Source organism: Streptomyces sp. NPDC060205, assembly GCF_042728395.1.
GTDB lineage: Bacteria > Actinomycetota > Actinomycetes > Streptomycetales > Streptomycetaceae > Streptomyces.
Map to the genome: position 1 here is coordinate 1 of NZ_JBHWZP010000229.1, position 15175 is coordinate 15175.

At 70.9% G+C, this 15175-nt stretch carries 14 protein-coding genes; 5 read left to right on the forward strand and 9 right to left on the reverse strand.

Annotation, left to right across the window (positions count from 1 at the left end; genetic code table 11):
• Window positions 1–46 precede the first annotated feature (46 nt).
• Window positions 47–3052, reverse strand: coding sequence for a bifunctional [glutamine synthetase] adenylyltransferase/[glutamine synthetase]-adenylyl-L-tyrosine phosphorylase (locus ACFWGJ_RS30995; protein ID WP_387331319.1), 3006 nt, complete (start codon window positions 3050–3052; stop codon window positions 47–49).
• Window positions 3053–3254: 202 nt separating this feature from the next.
• Entirely contained in the window at window positions 3255–4157 is a 903-nt protein-coding gene (locus ACFWGJ_RS31000; RefSeq protein ID WP_387331321.1) for an NAD(P)-dependent oxidoreductase, read from the reverse strand.
• A gap of 100 nt (window positions 4158–4257) precedes the next feature.
• Here ACFWGJ_RS31000 and ACFWGJ_RS31005 point away from each other — a divergent pair, with 100 nt between their 5' ends.
• Together ACFWGJ_RS31005 and ACFWGJ_RS31010 are read left to right on the forward strand one after the other, a co-directional pair.
• Window positions 4258–4629, forward strand: a complete 372-nt coding sequence (locus ACFWGJ_RS31005; protein ID WP_387331323.1) for a winged helix-turn-helix transcriptional regulator — start codon at window positions 4258–4260, stop codon at window positions 4627–4629.
• 30 nt (window positions 4630–4659) lie between these two features.
• A complete protein-coding gene (locus ACFWGJ_RS31010) occupies window positions 4660–5097 on the forward strand; it encodes a VOC family protein (RefSeq protein WP_210883264.1) in 438 nt (145 codons plus the stop codon).
• Window positions 5098–5129: 32 nt separating this feature from the next.
• Here the strand turns inward: ACFWGJ_RS31010 and ACFWGJ_RS31015 are convergent, their stop codons facing one another.
• The 5 genes from ACFWGJ_RS31015 to ACFWGJ_RS31035 all read right to left on the reverse strand — a co-directional run bounded on the left by ACFWGJ_RS31015 (window position 5130) and on the right by ACFWGJ_RS31035 (window position 9339).
• The gene (locus ACFWGJ_RS31015; RefSeq protein ID WP_387331326.1) at window positions 5130–5375 is read right to left on the reverse strand and encodes a DUF397 domain-containing protein; all 246 of its coding nucleotides are present in this window, start codon (window positions 5373–5375) and stop codon (window positions 5130–5132) included.
• Window positions 5372–6229, reverse strand: a complete 858-nt coding sequence (locus ACFWGJ_RS31020; RefSeq protein ID WP_387331328.1) for a Scr1 family TA system antitoxin-like transcriptional regulator — start codon at window positions 6227–6229, stop codon at window positions 5372–5374. Before ACFWGJ_RS31020 ends, ACFWGJ_RS31015 begins: the two co-directional genes overlap by 4 nt.
• Window positions 6230–6369: 140 nt before the next feature.
• Entirely contained in the window at window positions 6370–7293 is a 924-nt protein-coding gene (locus ACFWGJ_RS31025; RefSeq protein WP_387331330.1) for an RNA polymerase sigma-70 factor, read from the reverse strand.
• Between the two features lie 25 nt (window positions 7294–7318).
• Window positions 7319–7792 carry a carboxymuconolactone decarboxylase family protein gene (locus ACFWGJ_RS31030; protein WP_387331332.1) on the reverse strand — a complete coding sequence of 158 codons (474 nt, stop codon included), beginning with the start codon at window positions 7790–7792 and terminating at the stop codon, window positions 7319–7321.
• Window positions 7793–7977: 185 nt separating this feature from the next.
• Complete coding sequence (locus tag ACFWGJ_RS31035; protein WP_107018335.1) at window positions 7978–9339, reverse strand: glutamine synthetase family protein; 1362 nt, start codon at window positions 9337–9339, stop codon at window positions 7978–7980.
• A gap of 376 nt (window positions 9340–9715) precedes the next feature.
• Here ACFWGJ_RS31035 and ACFWGJ_RS31040 point away from each other — a divergent pair, with 376 nt between their 5' ends.
• The 3 genes from ACFWGJ_RS31040 to ACFWGJ_RS31050 all read left to right on the forward strand — a co-directional run bounded on the left by ACFWGJ_RS31040 (window position 9716) and on the right by ACFWGJ_RS31050 (window position 13104).
• Complete coding sequence (locus tag ACFWGJ_RS31040; RefSeq protein WP_387331334.1) at window positions 9716–10384, forward strand: DUF3105 domain-containing protein; 669 nt, start codon at window positions 9716–9718, stop codon at window positions 10382–10384.
• A 5-nt stretch (window positions 10385–10389) separates the two neighbouring features.
• A complete protein-coding gene (locus ACFWGJ_RS31045; RefSeq protein WP_387331342.1) occupies window positions 10390–11013 on the forward strand; it encodes a DUF305 domain-containing protein in 624 nt (207 codons plus the stop codon).
• 150 nt (window positions 11014–11163) lie between these two features.
• Window positions 11164–13104, forward strand: a complete 1941-nt coding sequence (locus tag ACFWGJ_RS31050; protein WP_387331336.1) for a protease pro-enzyme activation domain-containing protein — start codon at window positions 11164–11166, stop codon at window positions 13102–13104.
• 38 nt (window positions 13105–13142) lie between these two features.
• Here ACFWGJ_RS31050 and ACFWGJ_RS31055 read toward each other — a convergent pair whose 3' ends face one another.
• Window positions 13143–14060, reverse strand: coding sequence for an alpha/beta fold hydrolase (locus ACFWGJ_RS31055; RefSeq protein ID WP_387331338.1), 918 nt, complete (start codon window positions 14058–14060; stop codon window positions 13143–13145).
• Window positions 14057–14728, reverse strand: a complete 672-nt coding sequence (locus tag ACFWGJ_RS31060) for a DUF998 domain-containing protein (protein WP_387331340.1) — start codon at window positions 14726–14728, stop codon at window positions 14057–14059. Before ACFWGJ_RS31060 ends, ACFWGJ_RS31055 begins: the two co-directional genes overlap by 4 nt.
• Window positions 14729–15175 lie beyond the last annotated feature (447 nt).

Genomic DNA, 15175 nt, shown 5'->3' on the forward strand with positions numbered 1-15175 from the left:
GGAACGGGTAGGGGCGGCGGGGGCGAAAGAAGCCCGGTCGCCGGCGCTACGCGCCGTAGAACTGCTCGTCCACCACCGCCCGTGCCCGCCGCGTCGTACGCCGATAGTCGTCGAGCATGTCCCCCACGTGCCCGGGGCCGTACCCCAGGTACCGCCCCACCGCCGCCAACTCCCGCCCGTCGGACGGAAACGTGTCCCCCGCCCGCCCCCGCACCAACATCACAGCGTTCCGCACCCGAGTCGCCAACACCCACGCCTCGTCCAGGATCGCCGCATCCTCCCCGGAGATCAGCTCGGCCGCACACGCGGCAGCGAGCGCCTCCCGCGTACGCGTAGTACGCAGCCCCGGCTCCGCCCACCCGTGCCGCAACTGCAGCAGCTGCACGGTCCATTCCACGTCGGACAGCCCGCCCCGCCCGAGCTTGGTGTGCAGCGTGGGGTCGGCCCCGCGGGGCATCCGCTCGGTCTCCATGCGGGCCTTGAGCCGCCGGATCTCCCGTACGGCGTCCTCCCCTAGCCCTTCCGCCGGGTAGCGCAGCGGATCGGCGAGGTCGAGGAACCGCCGCCCCAGCTCCTCGTCCCCGGCGACGACCTCGGCCCGCAGCAGGGCCTGCGACTCCCACACCAGCGACCAGCGCCGGTAGTAGGCCTCGTACGACTTCAGCGTCCTTACGAGCGGCCCGGACTTGCCCTCGGGACGCAGGTCGGCGTCGATGAGCAGGGGCGGGTCGGCGCTGGGGATCTGCAGCAGTCTGCGCATCTCGGAGACGACCGCGCCGGCGGCCCGCGCGGCCTCCTCGTCACCCACGCCCTCCCGGGGCTCGTGCACGAAGAGGACGTCGGCGTCGGACCCGTAACCGAGTTCGTGGCCGCCGAAGCGGCCCATGCCGATGATCGTGAAGCGGGTGGGGAGCGTCTCGCCCCAGCCGTCGCGGACGACGGCCCGCAGGGTGCCGGCGAGGGTCGCCGCCGTGAGGTCGGAGATGGCTGCTCCGACGAGGTCGACGAGCGCGCCCTGGTCGGCGTAGGCGGGTGTCTCCTCGGTGCCGTAGGAGCTGACGATGTCGATGGCGGCCGTACGGAAGAGTTCCCGGCGCCGTACGCCGCGTGCCGCGGTGACCGCGGCCTCTCCCTTGCCGGCCCGGCCGACCGCGGAGAGGATCTCCTGCTCCAGGTGGGCGCGGGTGCGGGAGACGAGGCCGCCGCTGGAGCCGTTGCCGAGCAGGGCCACCGCCTCGGGTGCCCGCATCAGCAGGTCGGGGGCGAGCCGTCCGGCGGACAGGACGCGGGCGAGGTTCTCGGCGGCGGCGCCCTCGTCCCGCAACAGCCGCAGGTACCAGGGGGTCTTGCCGAGCGCGTCCGAGACCTTGCGGAAGTTGAGCAGTCCCGCGTCGGGGTCGGCGGAGTCGGCGAACCAGCCCAGCAGGACGGGCAGCAGGGTGCGTTGGATGGCGGCCTTGCGGGAGACTCCGGAGGCCAGCGCCTCCAGGTGGCGCAGCGCGGCGGCCGGGTCCGCGTACCCGAGCGCGACCAGTCGCTCCCGGGCCGCTCCCGGGCTCAACCGGACTTCGCCGGGCGCGAGTTGGGCGACGGCGTCGAGCAACGGCCGGTAGAACAGCTTCTCGTGCAGCCGCCGCACCACCCCGGCGTGCCGCTTCCACTCGCGGTTGAGTTCCTTGACCGGGTCGGTCCGCAGCCCCAGTGACCGTCCGATGCGCCGCAGATCGGCGTCGTCCTCGGGCACGAGATGCGTACGCCGCAGCCGGAAGAGCTGTATGCGGTGCTCCATGGACCGCAGGAACCGGTACGCCTCGTCGAACTGCACGGCGTCGACGCGTCCCACGTACCCGCCCGCGGCCAGTGCCTTCAGGGCGTCGAGCGTGGTCCCGCTGCGCAGCGAGGTGTCCACCCGCCCGTGCACCAACTGCAGCATCTGCACGGCGAATTCGACGTCCCGAAGGCCGCCGGGGCCGAGCTTCAGTTCCCGTTCGATCTCGGCGGGCGGGATGTTCTCGACGACGCGCCGCCGCATCTTCTGCACGTCGGTGACGAAGTTGTCCCGCTCGGCGACCTGCCACACGAGGGGGGCCAGCGTGGCGACGTACTCCTCCCCCAGGTCGAGGTCCCCCGCGACGGCCCGCGCCTTCAACAGGGCCTGGAACTCCCAGGTCTTGGCCCAGCGGTGGTAGTAGGCGAGGTGGCTGCTGAGCGTGCGCACGAGCGGGCCGTTGCGGCCCTCGGGGCGCAGGTTGGCGTCGACGGGCCAGATGGATCCCTCGACGGTGGTCTCCGAGCAGATCCGCATCAGATGGGCCGCGAGCCGGGTGGCGGCCCGCATCGCCTTGTCCTCGTCGGCGGCGTCGGTCCCCTCGGCGGGCTCCCCGACGAAGATGACGTCGACGTCGGACACGTAGTTCAGCTCGTGGCCGCCGCACTTGCCCATCGCGATCACGGCGAGCCGGCACATCCCGGCGTCCTCGGGCGCGGCGGCCTGCGCGAGGGCGAGCGCGGCGCGCAGGGTGGCGGTCGCGAGGTCGGCCAGCTCGGCCGCCGCCTGCGTGACGTCGGTGGTCCCGCACACGTCACGGGCGGCGATGGACAGCAGGCAGCGCCGGTAGGCGACCCGCAGCGACACGGGATCGGTCGCCTCGGCGAGCCCCCGCTCGAACTCCGCGACGCCGGGGTGCAGGTCCTGCGGCTCGTACGTGACGAGGGCCTGCCAGTCGAGCGGGTGGCGCGCGAGATGTTCGCCGAGCGCGTCGGAGGCGCCGAGCACCCCGAGCAGCCGGTCGCGCAGCGGTTTGGCGGCGATCAGCGTGTCGAGCAGTTCGCGCCGCCCCGCGTCGCTCTCCTGCGCCTCGACGATCCGCACGAGCCCGAGCAGCGCCAGATCCGGGTCGGCGGTGGCGCCGAGCGCGTCGAGCAGCACCGGGTCGTTGGTCACGGCCGCGAGCTGCGGGCTGTCGAGCAGCCGCTCGGCGCCCGACGGATCGGTGAAACCGTGCCGCAGCAGCCGAGAGAAGGTACTGCTCCTGCGCCCCGGCACCGTCATCCCGGCCTCCGTCGTCCCCCGCGATGTCACCCAGCGCGACGCCACCAGTCGATGTCAGCTCGATGTCAGCCACGCGATCAAGGTCGTACGGCTTGAGCCTAACCGCAGAGCCGCCGGGAAGCGCCTGGACTGCCGGGTAGTGGGTGCGTGGTGCGGCGGGCCGTCGGTGCGCCGGGCCGGGGGTGCGCGGCCTCGCGTCCGGTCAGCGCGGTGCGCGGATGCCGTCGATGATGCGGGTCCAGTTGTCGCCGCCGTGCCCGTCCTCGATCGCACGCCGGTAATGCGCCCGCACGGCCAGCGGGAGCGCCGGGTCGAGGCCGAGGGACGTACTGGTCTCGACGATGTGATCGGCGGTCGCGCCCATCATGGTGACCGTGCTCAGATCACCGGCATGCTCACCGGCGTCGAGCGCGGTGCCGGGATTCTCCTCGCCCGCCCGCAGGATGGCACCGATCGCGTCGGCGGAGGACAGCAGCTCCGGCAGCGCTTCCGCGGCCTTCATTCCCGCGCTGCCCAGCATCGCGGTGGCGTGCATGAGGGCGGACAGGGTGGTCAGGAACACCGTGAGCTGGGCCTGGTACATCAGCTGGGCGAGCCCCGGGTCCTCGCCCAGGTACTTCGGCGTACCGATGGGCGCCAGTGCCGCCAGCCCGCTCTCCAGCGCCTGGCGGCGACCGCTGTAGTAGACGTGGGCCGCCGGCGTGCCGACCATCGGCGCGGGAACCATGACCCCGCCGGTGAGGAAGGCGGCGCCGTGACCGGCCGCCCAGGCCGCCGCCTCGCGGGTGCGGTCAGGGGTGTCGGAGCTCAGGTTGACGAGCGTCCGGCCGGCGAGGGATCCGGTGGCGCTGCCGAGGATGTCGTACATCGCCGCGTAGTCGGTGAGGCTGAGGATGATCAGGTCACTCGCCTCGACCGCCTCGGCGGGGGTCGCCGCGAGGGCCGCCCCGTCGGCGACGACACCGTCGGCCCGGGCAGCGGTGCGGTTCCATACGGTGACGTGGTGACCGGCGGTGAGGAGGGTGCGGGCCATGGCCTGCCCCATCGGGCCGAGCCCGATGACGGTGCTGTCCGGCTGGTCGGTGGCGTTCTGTTGTTCGTTCACTCCCCCATGCTCGAAGAGGCTCACTAATCTAGGAAGTACGCACTATTTTCTGCGGTACTTACCTTTTAGTAAGTCCGTGCGTTCGCGAGGGGGACCAGCGATGGCCAAGGCGCCGAGACTCGGGCCTTACATCTGCGGCATCGACGCCGCACTCGACGTGGTGAGCGGCAAGTGGAAGGGGCTGATCCTCTGGGAGCTGGAAACCCATGGCGTACGCCGCTTCGCCGAACTCCGTCGCGGTCTGCCCGGGGTCAGCGAGAAGATGCTCACGCAGCACCTGCGCGAGATGGAGGAGGACGGCCTCGTCCACCGGGAGGTCCACGCCGAGGTGCCACCGCGGGTGGAGTACTCCCTGACGGAGCACGGCCGCACGCTCAACCGGGCGCTCGGCCCGCTGGGCGCCTGGGGGCTTGAGCGGATACGCCGCGAACGCTCGGAAACGGTCGACGTGGCCGAGGCCTCGCATGCCTGAGCATTCCCGTACACACGAAGGAGTCGTTCCATGGACATGGCCCTTGAAGTGATCATGCTGCCGGTCACCGACATCGACCGGGCGAAGGCCTTCTACGAGGACAAGGTGGGCTTCCACGTCGACATCGACACGGAGGTGATGCCGGGCGCGCGGGTCGTCCAGCTGACGCCGCCCGGTTCCGGCTGTTCGATCGCGCTCGCCAAGGGCGTGCCGATCCCGTCGGGCACCCCGCAGCCGGGCACGTACCACGGCATGCAGCTGGTCGTCGCGGACGCGAAGGCCGCGTACGAGGAGCTGACCGCGCGCGGCCTGGAACTCAGCGAGCCCGTCGCGTACGCGCCGCAGGACGGCGGCACGTTCATGCACTTCACCGACCCGGACGGCAACGGCTGGGCGATCCAGGAGTACCGCGAGCGCGCGGCGAAGCCGCTGCATCGCCTGCTGGCGGACCAGGCGGAACAGCAGTAGCCCACCGGCCCGGGCGCCTGGACCGGCCGGCGTCAGCCCCTGGCCGCGTACGCCAGGAAGCTGGTCCAGGTCTCCGGGGAGACGGTGAGTTGGGGGCCCGCCTGCGCCTTGGAGTCACGTACGTGGATGAGGTCAGGGCAGACGGCCATCTCGACGCAGTCGCCGGAACCGCTGCTGCTGTGACTGGACTTACGCCAGAACAGAGCGACTTCGACGCAGTCGCCGTCACCGCCACTGCTGTAGCTGCTTTTGAACCACGCCAGTTCAGTGGTGTTCATAGCTCTCCCCGCATCCGCTGCAACAGGCTCACGGAGTCTTCGAGGATGAGAGCCTGCGATCGCATCCTGGCATACCGCATATGCAGAACGCTGATCTCCTTCACATCCGAGACGAACAGACCTCCGCGTTGGCCCTCGTTGTAGGCGACCCATCGGTTCCCCGGCGTCTCCAGCAACTGCATCGGGCCGTCTAGGCCCGCATGCGCCTGCCGCATCACCGGCATCACCTGCACCTCGACATTGCGCAGCTCAGCCAGCTCCAGTACGTGGTCGATCAACGCTCGCGTCACCTCCACCCCGCCCGTCCTCCGGAGGAACAAATGCTCCTCCAGGATGAAGCTGAACGCCGTGTTCGGCCGTTCCCGCAACAGCCGTTGGCGTTCGGCCCGTGCCGCCCACTGGGCCTCGATCTGGTCGTCGCCCAGTGGAGGCAGCTGGTTCACGAACAGCGTGCGCGCATACGCCTCGGTCTGCAACAGCCCCGGGATCAGGCGGCATTCGTACGTGTAGAGGCTCACCGCCGTCTCCTCCAGGCGGGCCCACTGGCGGAACCAACTGGCCAGCCCCGGTTGCCGCGACAGATGCCGTGCGGCCCCCCGCAACGCCCCGAACGCGTCGAGCACTTCCTCCGCGCGCTCGACGAAGTCCGGCGGCGGAAACCGGCGGCCCTGTTCGATGGAGGCCACGGTCGGCGCCGAGTACCGCACTCTGGGCGCGAACTCCTCCTGTGTGAGGCGGGCCCGTTTCCGGAAGGCCTTGACCACCTCGCCGAACGTCTTGAGGCTGTCGGACACCTCCGGCTCGCCGCCACCACAGCCAAGAGGGGCGCCCACCCCACCCGTACCGTCCGCCATGCCAGGCCCTCCGTTCACCCGCACCCATCGACCCGTCCACACCGTCAACACCGCCAACCCACCCATGGTCACGGAGGGTTACACATACTGTCCACAGGGTGAGCCCGTACGCTGAGCGCGCGTACGAGTCGGCCGACCGGTCAATTCGCCTGGCGACGGGCCTGCTTCACCTCGCGGTCGATCGCCCAGGCGTCGGCGACCGGCCCGAGGTGGCCGAGCTTGTCGGGATTGATCACCGAGCGGATGGTGTGAACGCGCCCGTCGAACACTTCAAGGGCCAGGATGTGCAGCACCTTGCCGTCGCGGTCGCGGAAGACCGCTCCGGGGCGGCCGTTGACCTCGTGGGGCTCGAAGGTCACGTCGACGCGGGCCATGTGGGGGAAGACGGAGGCGAGCAGCCGGGCCACGCTCTCGGCGCCGGTGACGGCCCGGGCGAGCTGCGGGGCCTTGCCGCCGCCGTCCCCGACCATCGACACGTCGGCGGCGAGCAGATCCCGCAGACCGTCGACGTCACCCTCGCGCAGGGCGTCGAAGAACCGGGTCGCCAGCTCCTCCCGTTCCTGACGGTCCGCTTCGAACCGTGGCTGTCCGGCCCGCATGTGCCGCCGCGCCCGTACCTGCAGCTGCCGGCAGGCGGCCTCCGAGCGCCCGACCGCCGTGGCGACCTCGTCGAAGCCGAAGCCGAACACCTCGCGCAGCACGAACACGGACCGTTCCAGCGGGCTGAGCCGTTCCAGGAGGAGCAGCGCGGCCATCGACACCGAGTCGGCGAGCTCCGCCGAGCGGGCCGGGTCCTGGTAGGGGTCGGTGAGCAGCGGCTCGGGGAACCACGGCCCGACGTACTCCTCGCGCCGCACCCGGGCGGAACGCAGTACGTCGATCGAGATACGGGTCACCGTGGCGGACAGGAAGGCCTTGACCGACGTGGGCCGGGTCGCGGAGGCGTCGTAGCGCAGCCAGGTCTCCTGGACGGCGTCCTCGGCCTCGCTCACGCTGCCCAGCATGCGATAGGCGATCGAGAACAGCAGTGACCGCAGCTCCTCGAACTCCTCGACCTTGCTCACGCCGATCCCCCTTCTCCTGTTTCCTTCAGTGGAACTGGCCGACCTTGTAGTCACCGGCGGGCTGCCGGGTGATGATGTTCAGCCGGTTCACGGTGTTCATGAAGGACACCAGGATCACCAGGGCGGTGAGCTGCTCCTCGTCGTAGTGCTGTGCGGCACGCGCCCAGACCTCGTCGTCGACCCCGCCGGCCGCGTCCGCGACGCGGGTCCCCTGCTCGGCCAGCTCCAGCGCGGCCCGCTCGGCCCCGGTGAAGACGGTGGCCTCCCGCCAGGCCGCCACGAGACTGAGCCGCACGGCGCTCTCCCCGGCGGCGGCGGCTTCCTTGGTGTGCATGTCGAGGCAGACGGCACAGCCGTTGACCTGACTCACCCGCAGGGCCACCAACTCCTGCGTCACGACCGGCAGGGGCGACTCCTTGAGCGCCTTGCCCGCCGACATGAAGTACTTGAGGGCCTTCCCGGCCATCGGACTGGCGAAATAGTTCAGTCGTGCGTCCATCGCGTGCTCCTCGGTGCTCGTCGGGACCTACATCCCTGGGACGAGACAGCCCGACTCCCTGTGACATGCACGCGTGTGACCCACGTCTCCCGGAAAACCACTCGGGGCCGACGGTCCATGACCGTCGACCCCAAATGGTCCACATGGTTCAAGCAGCCGGCCGCTCCCGCGGCCCGCCCGCGGCCCTACAGCACCGGCAGGTTCTTCCTCAGCTCGAACGCCGTCACCTCGGAGCGGTACTCCTCCCATTCCTGGCGCTTGTTGCGCAGGAAGAAGTCGAAGACGTGCTCGCCGAGCGTTTCGGCGACCAGTTCGCTGCGTTCCATCAGGGACAGGGACTCGCCCAGGTTCTGGGGCAGCGGCTCGATGCCCATCGCGCGGCGCTCCGCGTCGGAGAGGGCCCACACGTCGTCGTCGGCGCCCGGCGGCAGCTCGTAGCCCTCCTCGATGCCCTTGAGGCCGGCGGTCAGCAGGACCGCGTACGTCAGGTAGGGGTTCGCGCCCGAGTCGATCGAGCGGACCTCCACCCGCGCCGAGCCCGTCTTGCCGGGCTTGTACATCGGCACGCGGACGAGGGCCGAGCGGTTGTTGTGGCCCCAGCAGATGTACGAGGGGGCCTCGCCGCCCGCGCCCGCGGTGCGCTCGGAGCCGCCCCAGATGCGCTTGTACGAGTTGACCCACTGGTTCGTGATCGCGGCGATCTCCGCCGAGTGCTTCAGCAGGCCCGCGATGAAGGAGCGGCCGACCTTGGAGAGCTGGTACTCGGAGCCCGACTCGTAGAACGCGTTGCGGTCGCCCTCGAAGAGCGAGAGGTGCGTGTGCATGCCCGAGCCCGGGTGCTCGCTGAACGGCTTCGGCATGAACGTCGCCTGCACGCCCTGCTCCAGCGCCACCTGCTTCATGACCAGGCGGAACGTCATGATGTTGTCGGCCGTGGACAGCGCGTCCGCGTACCGCAGGTCGATCTCCTGCTGGCCCGGCGCGCCCTCGTGGTGCGAGAACTCGACCGAGATGCCCATCGACTCCAGCATGGTGATCGCCTGGCGGCGGAAGTCCATGCCGACGTTGTGCGGGGTGTGGTCGAAGTAGCCGGAGTTGTCGGCCGGGGTCGGCCGCGAGCCGTCCGTCGGCTTGTCCTTCAGCAGGAAGAACTCGATCTCCGGGTGCGTGTAGAAGGTGAAGCCCTGGTCGGAGGCCTTCGCCAGCGCCCGCTTCAGCACGTACCGCGGGTCCGCGAAGGACGGCGAACCGTCCGGCATCAGGATGTCGCAGAACATCCGGGCGGTGCCGGGGGCCTCGGCCCGCCACGGCAGCACCTGGAAGGTCGACGGGTCCGGCTTGGCGATCATGTCGGACTCGTAGACGCGGGCGAAGCCCTCGATGGCCGATCCGTCGAAGCCGATGCCCTCGTCGAAGGCCTGTTCCAGCTCCGCCGGGGCCACGGCCACCGATTTGAGGAAGCCCAGCACGTCCGTGAACCACAGGCGTACGAAACGGATGTCGCGCTCTTCCAACGTACGGAGCACGAACTCCTGCTGCTTGTCCATCTTCCGCTTCCACCCAATCTTGCTGGTCAGGCCGCCTGCTCCCGTCCCAGGGAGGCGGTCGGGCACCTGCGCATCACACCACATCAGCATTTCACGCGCGTTGCGGGCCCCGATCGTCCGGCCGACCTCCGCCCGAACGCCTCGCACACGGCAGGTGTACTGCACTGACGCCCATCTTGCCCGCTGAGCGGCGCACATGAAATGGGCGACCACTCGCGTCTCTCCGTCACCTTCCCCACACGCTCCATGACGTGTCCCGGGCCCGCCGTAACGGGTCCATCGGGCCAATCCCCAGGGCTCCCCACCTGGAACCCGTCCTCCCCCACTACGATCAGCAGACCACTCCACTGCCCCTTTCCCCCAGAAGGACCACCCCATGGGTTCCGCCAAGAAGACAGAGTCCACGTCGCGCAAGGCGCGGATAGAGGAGATGCGGCGCGCCGAGCAGTCCCGCGAGCGCCGTAACCGGGTTCTCACGATCACCGCGAGCGTGATCGTCGTCGCCGGTCTCGTCGCCGGTGGCGCGTTCCTGATCAAGTCGCAGTCCGACGACAACGACAGCGCGGCGGGCGACTCGAAGGCGGCGTCGGGGAAGTTCGTCACGGGCAAGGACGGCGTGAAGAAGTGGAGCACCAAGCTCACGCAGAACCACGTCACCAAGGACGTGACGTACCCGATGGAGCCCCCGGTCGGCGGTGACCACAACCAGGTGTGGATGAACTGCAACGGCGACGTCTACGAGGACGCGATCAAGAACGAGAACGCCGTGCACTCGCTGGAGCACGGCGCGGTCTGGGTGACGTACAACAGCAAGGCGTCCGACGCCGATGTGAAGGCGCTCGCCGAGAAGGTCAAGAAGACGCCGTACTCGCTGATGAGCCCCGTCGAGGACCAGCAGGACCCGATCATGCTCTCCGCGTGGGGCCACCAGCGGACGGTGAAGAGCGCGAGCGACCCGGACGTCGGCACGTTCTTCGAGACGTACGTCCAGGGCAAGCAGACGCCCGAGCCCGGCGCCGCCTGCACCAACGGCCTGTCGAAGTGACGAGGATGAAGTCCGCGGGCTGGATCACGGGAGCCGCCGCGGCCGTCCTCGTGGCGGCCGGGGCGATCACGTACGCGGTTGCCGACGGCGACGACTCCGGGATGCGGGCGCCCGCGGCGGACTCGGCGGACGCGGGTTTCGCCCGTGACATGTCCGTGCACCACCAGCAGGCCGTCGAGATGTCGTACATCGTGCGCGATCTCACCGACGACGAGGACGTGCGCCGCCTCGCGTACGACATCGCGCAGACCCAGGCCAACCAGCGCGGCATGATGCTCGGCTGGCTGGACCTGTGGGAGCTGCCCAAGGTGTCCGCCGACGAGCCCATGGAGTGGATGGGCATGGCCGGCATGGGGTCCGGCGAGGACGGCGCGCTGATGCCGGGCATGGCGACCAACACCGAGATGGACGCGCTGCGCAAGCTGAGCGGCAAGGCGGCCGAGGTGCGCTATCTGCAGCTCATGTACGCCCACCACGTGGGCGGTGTGCACATGGCCAAGGGGTGTGTGGAGCGCTGCCGGGTCGGCGTGGAGCGGCGGCTCGCGCAGGGCATGGTGCAGGCGCAGGAGTCGGAGATGAAGCTGATCTCGGATCTGCTGGAGCAGCGCGGCGCGAAGCCGCTGCACTGACGCGCCGGTCGATATCGGGCGCGGTGACCCAAATCCCCTCCCCATACGGTTCCTTGGGTGGTTTTTGGGCCAGCCATGTCCCGGCCATTCCCCTGGCATGAACGGTTCATCGCAAGAGTGACCCCCATCCAGTGATCCTTTGGGGGTTCCATGAGATCCAATCGCGCCGCGGTGCGCGCCGGAGTGAGCATGGCGGCGACCCTGCCGCTGCTCGCCGGCGCGCTGGCCCTGGGCATACCCGCGGCCCACGCCTCCGACGGTCCGGCCGGCCGTGACACGCTCCAGGGCACCAAGCCCCTGTGGGCCACGGCCGGGGCGGACAAGGGGGCCACGGCGGACAGCTCCCGGGTCTCCGCCCGGGTCTACCTCGCCGGACGGGACGCGGCGGGCCTGAGTGCCTACGCGAAGGCCGTCTCCGACCCGTCGTCGGCCTCGTACGGGAAGTACCTCACCGCGCGGCAGGCCCAATCCCGCTTCGGCGCGACCGGGGCACAGGTGGCCGCGGTGACGGCCTGGCTCAAGTCGGCGGGGCTGACCGTCACCGGCACCCGTACGCACTACGTGTCGGTGACGGGTGACGTGGCGGACGCGGAGAAGGCGTTCGGCACGCAGCTGCACAACTACGCGAAGGGCAGGAAGACTTACCGCGCCCCTTCGAAGGCCGCCTCCGCGCCCGCCGGGCTGAACGGCGCCGTCCTCACCGTGACCGGCCTGGACAACGCCCCGCACAAGGCGGAGCACTCCGACACCCTGCCGCCGCCGGACGCCGTGTTCCGCAACGCCGGGCCGTTCTCGTCGTACTACAGCTCGAAGACCGCGACGACACTGCCGGGCGCGTACGGCACGAAGGTCCCGTACGCCGTGAAGGGCTACACCGGCAAGCAGCTGCGGGCCGCCTACGGGGCGGGGAAGGCGACCGGCAAGGGTGTGACCGTGGCGATCACGGACGCGTACGCCTCGCCGACGATCGCGGCGGACGCGGCCACGTACGCGGCGAAGCACGGTGACGCGAAGTACAAGGGCGGGCAGCTGACGCAGGTGCTGCCCGGTCAGTACACGCGGACCGAGGAGTGCGGGGCGGCGGGCTGGTACGGCGAGGAGACCCTCGACGTCGAGGCCGTGCACGCCCTCGCGCCCGCCTCGGACATCGTCTACGTGGGCGCCGCGTCCTGCTACGACGACGACTTCCTCGACTCGCTCGGCAGAATCGTCGACGGGCACCTCGCCGACATCGTCTCCAACTCGTGGGGCGACATCGAGGCCAACCAGACGCCGGACCTCGCCGCCGCCTACGACCAGGTCTTCCAGCTCGGCGCGATCGAGGGCATCGGCTTCTACTTCTCGTCCGGCGACAACGGCGACGAGGTCGCCAACACCGGTACGAAGCAGGTCGACACCCCCGCCAACTCGGCGTGGGTCACGGCGGTCGGCGGCACCTCGCTCGCCGTCGGCAAGGGCGACACGTACCAGTGGGAGACCGGCTGGGGCACGCTCAAGGCCGGCCTGCCCGCCGACGGGAAGAGCTGGACGGACTTCCCCGGCGCGTACACCTCGGGTGCGGGCGGCGGGACCAGCGCGACGGTGAAGCAGCCGTTCTACCAGCGGGGGGTCGTGCCGTCGCGGCTCGCGAAGGCGAACGGCACGCGGGCCATGCGGACGGTTCCCGACATCGCGGCCGTCGCCGACCCCAACACCGGGTTCCTGGTCGGGCAGACGCAGACCTTCCCGGACGGGACGCAGCGGTACGACGAGTACCGCATCGGCGGCACCTCGCTCGCCGCTCCGGTCGTCGCGGGCATCCAGGCGCTCGCCCAGCAGGCGCGCGGCGGGCACGCGATCGGGTTCGCCAACCCGGCGATCTACGACCGCTACGGCACGAAGCTCTACCACGACGTCACGGACCGCCCCACGGGCCGCGACCTCGCGGTGGCACGCGTGGACTTCGCCAACGCCTTCGACGCCTCGGAGGGCCTGCTGACCTCGGTCCGCAGCCTCGGCAAGGACAGCAGCCTGAAGGCTGTGCGGGGGTACGACGACGTCACGGGGGTGGGTTCGCCCGCGCCGGGTTACGTGACCTCGTACCGCCGCTGAGGCACTGAGCCGCTGAGCATCTGAGGTTCAGCGGCTTCTCATCTCCGGTGCGTCCGTTCCTCTTCCTGGCCGGCGGGGGACGGGCGCACCGGTTCGTCCAGGATCGCCGCCGCTACGTCCTGGGGGCGGTCGAGCATGACGAGGTGGCCTGCGGGGGCGGAGACGCGGAAGGTGGCGCCCAGGCGCTCGGCGAGGCGTTCCTGGCGGTCGAGCCAGTGCCGTGAGGCCTTGCCGCCGGGGTGGGCGGCGGCGGCCAGGACGGTGACGGGCACGTCCGGCAAAGGCTGCTCCCGTAGCTCCTCCAGCTCGGCCGCCTGGTCCCGGTAGGTCGCGTTCTCGGCGAGGGCGGCCCGCAGGAAGCGGCTGGTGGAGTAGGCGCGCCGGACGAGGTCGTACGGCGCCGGGTCGTACGGGGTGGAGTCGTATGGGGTGGAGTCGCCGCCGTTCCGTCGTACGGCCCTGACCGCGGTACGCCGCAGGAGGGGGCCGAGTGCCCGCGGGAGGCCCGCGCCCGTCAGCAGCGTGCCGCACGCGCGCGTGGCGGTGTTCCGGAGAGCGGGGGCGCGGCTCGGGCGTGGTGCCTCCTCCACGCTGGAGTCGACCAGGACGAGCCCGGCCGTCCGCCGCGGATACAGCCGCGCGAAGGCCTCGCAGTGGAAACCGGCGAGCGAGTGGCCGACGACGGTGGCGGGCGTGCGGACCCCGGCCGCGTCGAGCACGCGCGCGATGCGCCGCGCCTCGCCGGTCAGCGTGGGCCACGCGCGGGCGGGAGCGGGGGCGCTGAGGCCGAGGCCCGGCCGGTCGAAACGGACCACCGTGCGGTACGGGGCGAGGAGCGGCACCACGGGGTCCCAGTCGAACCAGGCCATGCCCAGGCCGGTGCTGAGCAGGCAGACGGGGCCCGTTCCGTCGACGCGGACGTGGTGCGGGATCCCGTCGATGCGGACGAAGGTCATGGGCGGGCGTCCGCCGCGCGGAGGGGACCGCGGGCGCCGGCGGCGGGCCCTGGGGCGTGGACGAGGGAAACGGCCAGGGCGCCCAGCCAGATCGCGATGACGCCGACCTGGACGCGCTGGGCGATGCCCACGCCCCAGCCGGCGTGGCCCGTCTCCAGCGCGGCGACAGCGGCCAGGGTCCAGACGGTGGCGGCCAGTTCGAGCGCCAGGAGGGCCGGGCCCGCGCGGGCCGTGCGGGTGAGGGTCGCCATGGCGACGAGGATGCCGCACAGGGCGAGCGTGCTGCTCACCGTGTGCGCGGAATGGGTCCACGGGACCAGGGACGCGCTCTCTCGCGCCGCGCAGTCCGGGTCGGTGGTGGGGGTGCAGCTGAGCGGCAGTCGGGAGTCGACGGCTGTGGCTGCGCCGAAGAGGAGGAGGGCGGCGCGGCGGCGGGGCGACAGGGTCGCGGTTGTGGTTGCGGCTGCGGCGCACACCAGCGTGCCTGCGAGGAGGTCCGCTGTGCGGAAGAGGGTGGTGTACGGCTGGTCGGTCGCGGCGAGTTCACTCACGTAGGTGTGGGCCGGGGGGAGGGCTGTTCCCAGGAACACTTCCAGGGTCCATGCGGAGTAGGTGAGGGCTGCCAGGGCCAGGAGGGTGGCTGTTGCGGCCGGGCGGGGTGTGATCATTGACGCCCATGATCGGGGCGGGGGGTCGATTTCGCATGTTCTCGGCTGCGGGCCGGTGGGGGTTGGCCGCGCAGTTCCCCGCGCCCCTGAAAGCCGGGCCCGGTGGGGGCTGACCACGTGCTTCCCCGCGCCCTTCAAAGACAAAGGATTGCGCCGTTCCCCGCGCCCCTTTGAAGACGGCCCGGTGAGGGCTGGGCGTGCGGCCCCTCGCGCGCCTTAAAGATTGCGCAGTTCCCCGCGCCCCTAAAAGACAAAGACTGCGCCGTTCCCCGCGCCCCTGACGGGGCGCGGCCCTGATGGGGCGCAGCCCCTCTCAGGGGCGCGGGGAACTGCGCGGCCAGCCCCCGCCGGGCCCGCAGGCAACACACAACGGCACGAGGAACGGCGCAATCTTTCGCCTTTAAGGGGCGCGGGGAACGGCGCGGCCAACCCCCACCGGGCCCGCAG

Excerpts from the sequence above, each read along its gene's own strand:
- ACFWGJ_RS30995 (WP_387331319.1), bottom strand. The coding sequence starts at position 3,052 with ATGACGGTGCCGGGGCGCAGGAGCAGTACCTTCTCTCGGCTGCTGCGG.
- ACFWGJ_RS31005 (WP_387331323.1), top strand. The coding sequence starts at position 4,258 with ATGGCCAAGGCGCCGAGACTCGGGCCTTACATCTGCGGCATCGACGCC.
- ACFWGJ_RS31010 (WP_210883264.1), top strand. The coding sequence starts at position 4,660 with ATGGACATGGCCCTTGAAGTGATCATGCTGCCGGTCACCGACATCGAC.
- ACFWGJ_RS31015 (WP_387331326.1), bottom strand. The coding sequence starts at position 5,375 with ATGAACACCACTGAACTGGCGTGGTTCAAAAGCAGCTACAGCAGTGGC.
- ACFWGJ_RS31020 (WP_387331328.1), bottom strand. The coding sequence starts at position 6,229 with ATGGCGGACGGTACGGGTGGGGTGGGCGCCCCTCTTGGCTGTGGTGGC.
- ACFWGJ_RS31030 (WP_387331332.1), bottom strand. The coding sequence starts at position 7,792 with ATGGACGCACGACTGAACTATTTCGCCAGTCCGATGGCCGGGAAGGCC.
- ACFWGJ_RS31035 (WP_107018335.1), bottom strand. The coding sequence starts at position 9,339 with ATGGACAAGCAGCAGGAGTTCGTGCTCCGTACGTTGGAAGAGCGCGAC.
- ACFWGJ_RS31040 (WP_387331334.1), top strand. The coding sequence starts at position 9,716 with ATGGGTTCCGCCAAGAAGACAGAGTCCACGTCGCGCAAGGCGCGGATA.
- ACFWGJ_RS31045 (WP_387331342.1), top strand. The coding sequence starts at position 10,390 with ATGAAGTCCGCGGGCTGGATCACGGGAGCCGCCGCGGCCGTCCTCGTG.
- ACFWGJ_RS31050 (WP_387331336.1), top strand. The coding sequence starts at position 11,164 with ATGAGATCCAATCGCGCCGCGGTGCGCGCCGGAGTGAGCATGGCGGCG.
- ACFWGJ_RS31055 (WP_387331338.1), bottom strand. The coding sequence starts at position 14,060 with ATGACCTTCGTCCGCATCGACGGGATCCCGCACCACGTCCGCGTCGAC.
- ACFWGJ_RS31060 (WP_387331340.1), bottom strand. The coding sequence starts at position 14,728 with ATGATCACACCCCGCCCGGCCGCAACAGCCACCCTCCTGGCCCTGGCA.